The organism is Sphingomonas pruni NBRC 15498, from assembly GCF_001598455.1.
Lineage (GTDB): Bacteria > Pseudomonadota > Alphaproteobacteria > Sphingomonadales > Sphingomonadaceae > Sphingomonas > Sphingomonas pruni.
This window is the reverse complement of sequence record NZ_BCYZ01000141.1, coordinates 1-3,107: the sequence shown is the minus strand read 5'-3', so window position 1 is coordinate 3,107 and position 3,107 is coordinate 1. Positions and strand designations below refer to the sequence as shown.

Annotated in this window: 3 protein-coding genes; all 3 read left to right on the top strand. The window is 63.5% G+C overall.

The genetic code is table 11. From position 1 onward, the window contains the following. Positions 1-406: 406 nt before the first annotated feature. The gene (locus SPR01S_RS20850; RefSeq protein ID WP_157082390.1) at positions 407-1,609 is read left to right on the top strand and encodes a hypothetical protein; all 1,203 of its coding nucleotides are present in this window, start codon (positions 407-409) and stop codon (positions 1,607-1,609) included. Positions 1,610-1,644: 35 nt separating this feature from the next. Beyond that, on the top strand, positions 1,645-2,862 hold the full coding sequence (gene metK / locus SPR01S_RS20845; RefSeq protein WP_066593747.1) for a methionine adenosyltransferase: 1,218 nt from the start codon (positions 1,645-1,647) through the stop codon (positions 2,860-2,862). 26 nt (positions 2,863-2,888) lie between these two features. Next, on the top strand, positions 2,889-3,107 hold a 219-nt coding region (locus SPR01S_RS20840; protein WP_174531910.1), incomplete at its 3' end, for an adenosylhomocysteinase.

Sequence of the window (3,107 nt, the reverse complement as noted above, 5' to 3'; positions counted from 1 at the left end):
ATTTTCCTGTTCGCTGAGGTCTTCGCGAATGGGATACAGTCGCAAAAACATAGGCTTTTTTTCGATTTGGCTGCAGCAGGCCTGCGCCTGCTAGCGTGGGGACGCAAACCGCACGCCAAATCGGGCATCCGTAATAAACGACATGACAGCGGCCTATCGCGCCAATCGGCCCGTTGAGGGCGCCAAGGCTTCTCGCAATGCCGCTGCGTAGGCGGTTTGGCGCGGCCGATCTAGTGTAGTGCCCGCAACCGGCCGCCTGCCTGATCTCACAAAGTGGGAAGCTGCCCATGCCGAGCCGTGGGACCGATTGTGGTTTATCCGCGCGGCCGCCGCCGACATCACCCTCTTCAACCGCGCACCTGGCAGATCGTCGGGGGCGCCAGAGGAAATGGAAGAGGACCCCTTGATGGCGGCGATCAGTGCGGAACGTAATGCGGTTGCCATCGTGGCGCCCGAACCCGAGGCGCAGTCCTCCGAGCAGAATTTCCGGTTCTACGACAACCGCCAGAAATATCTGATGTTCGTCAATACCTGCTCCGAGAAGTGGGTCGTCGCCGAGCGTGTTGCGCGCGAACTCAAGAAGCTCAAGCCGGCGCCGCCCGCGGTACGCTTCTTCGACGCCGGCATGGGCGACGGCACGGTCCTGGCGCGCGTGATGCGCTCGATGCACGAAGCCTACCCGCGCTTTCCCTTCCTCATCGCCGGCAAGGAAATCAGCCTCGAGGACGTCCGCCTGACGCTCGACAAGATGCCCGATCGCTTCTTCGAACATCCCGAGACGGTGCTCGCGCTCACCAATATCTCTTATGCCGAAGCGCCAAACCTGATGCCTACCAAGCCCGAGGCACGCGCCGCGATGACGTGGAAGGCCGTGGCGCTCAAGGGCAATACCACTGCCGAGTTCGAGCGCCAGATCCTCGAACTGCAGCCGTTCCTGGCGCGGAACTGGAAGACCAGGGTTTCCGAGAAAACCGGCAGCCTGATCCCCGAGACGCCGACGACGCTGATCCTGTACCGCGAGGATTGCGCGTTCATGCTCGCCGAGGTGATCCCGCAGAAAGACCAACCGGTCGCCGACTACGATCTGGTCATCGCCAGCCAGCCGTTCCGTCTGAGCGCCGCGACCGACTTCAAGGCCAAGCGCGTGCTGGCCCCACTCGCCCGCGCCCTGCGTCCCAATGGACGCTTGCTCGGCATCCATTCCGCGGGCAACGATCCGGGGCTCGAGATCGTCCAGACCGTCTGGCCGGGCGAGGATCCGTTCACCACCTCGCGCCACGCGCTGCTGGAGGCGACCAAGCAGGCGATGGGCGCGGACGCCGGCAATTTCCGCTTCGACCCGCTGCCCAGTTCGGAGGCTCTGTTCCGCTACGAGATGCACACGCTGCCCGACGAGATCGACAGCGAGAGCGCCTCGATCGGTACCTCGACTTTGCTCGCCGCCTGGAATGCGGCGACCTATGTCGCGCAAATCGACGACGAGCGCCTCGGCGAGGCGATGAGCAAGCCCCTCTATCTCGAAGCCACCCGCAAGGTGCTACGCAAGAACGGGGAGCTCTGGTTCAACGACGAGAGCTACGTGATCAGCCGCAATCCGACGGCAGCCTGAACCACCCGAAACATTCACAAAAAAGGGGGAGCCTGATGGCCCGCGACACTTATCTGTTTACGTCCGAATCGGTCTCCGAAGGCCATCCCGACAAGGTTTCCGACCAAATCAGCGACGCGATCGTCGATCTGTTCCTCGCCAAGGATCCCGAGGCGCGGATCGGGTGCGAGGCGCTGACCACGACGCAATTGGTCGTCCTGGCCGGCGAAATCCGCGGCAAGGGGATTATGGATACGGACGGCAATTGGGCGCCGGGCGTCGAGGAAGAGGTCGAGCAAACCGTCCGCAATACCGTCCGCAAGATTGGCTATGAGCAAGACGGCTTCCACTGGAAGACCTTGCGCTTCGAGAACAACCTGCACCCGCAATCGGCGCATATCGCCCAAGGCGTCGACGCCAGCGGCAACAAGGATGAAGGCGCCGGCGACCAGGGAATGATGTTCGGCTTCGCCTGCGACGAAACGCCCGATCTGATGCCGGCGACGCTCGACTACAGCCACAAGATCCTCGAGCGCATGGCCGCCGACCGGCATTCGGGCAAAGCACCTTTCCTCGAACCCGACGCCAAGAGCCAGGTCACGCTGCGCTTCGAGAACGGCAAGCCGGTCGCGGCGACCGCGATCGTCGTCTCGACCCAGCATGCCAAAGGCTATGACGAAGGCGACAAGCAGGACGAACTGCATGCCTATGTGAAGAAGGTCGTCGCCGACCTGCTGCCGGCGGAGCTGCTCAGCGCCGAAACGGCTTATCATATCAACCCGACCGGCTCGTTCGAGATTGGCGGACCCGATGGCGACGCCGGGCTGACCGGGCGCAAGATCATCGTCGACACCTATGGCGGTGCGGCGCCGCACGGCGGCGGCGCCTTCTCGGGCAAGGATCCGACCAAAGTCGACCGTTCGGCGGCGTACATCACGCGTTATCTTGCCAAGAACATCGTCGCGGCTGGCCTCGCCAGGCGCTGCACGATCCAGCTGGCCTATGCGATCGGCGTATCCGCACCGCTTTCGCTGTACGTCGACACGCACGGCACCGGTTTGGTCGGCGACGACAAGATCGAGGCGGCCATTCAGGGCATCGAGAAGCTCGGCGGCATGACCCCGCGCGGCATCCGCACGCATCTCGGCCTCAATAAGCCGATCTATGCCCGCACCGCGGCGTACGGCCATTTCGGCCGAGACCCCGAGGGCGACTTCTTCCCGTGGGAGCGCACCGACCTGGTCGACGACCTCAAGGCCGCATTGGCCGCCTGAACCCCAATTTTTCGAGGAATAGACTTATGGCCACCGTGCTCGACCGTACGACCGATTATGTCGTGAAGGACCTGTCGCTTGCCGATTTCGGGCGGGCGGAGATCAACATTGCCGAGACCGAGATGCCGGGCCTGATGGCGCTGCGCCAGGAGTTCGGCGCGTCGCAGCCATTGAAGGGCGCGCGGATCACCGGCTCGCTGCACATGACGATCCAGACCGCGGTGTTGATCGAGACGCTGACGGCG

Bases quoted from the DNA above. Each gene is read 5' to 3' on its own strand.
- SPR01S_RS20850 (WP_157082390.1), top strand. From the start codon at position 407: ATGGCGGCGATCAGTGCGGAACGTAATGCGGTTGCCATCGTGGCGCCC.
- metK (WP_066593747.1), top strand. From the start codon at position 1,645: ATGGCCCGCGACACTTATCTGTTTACGTCCGAATCGGTCTCCGAAGGC.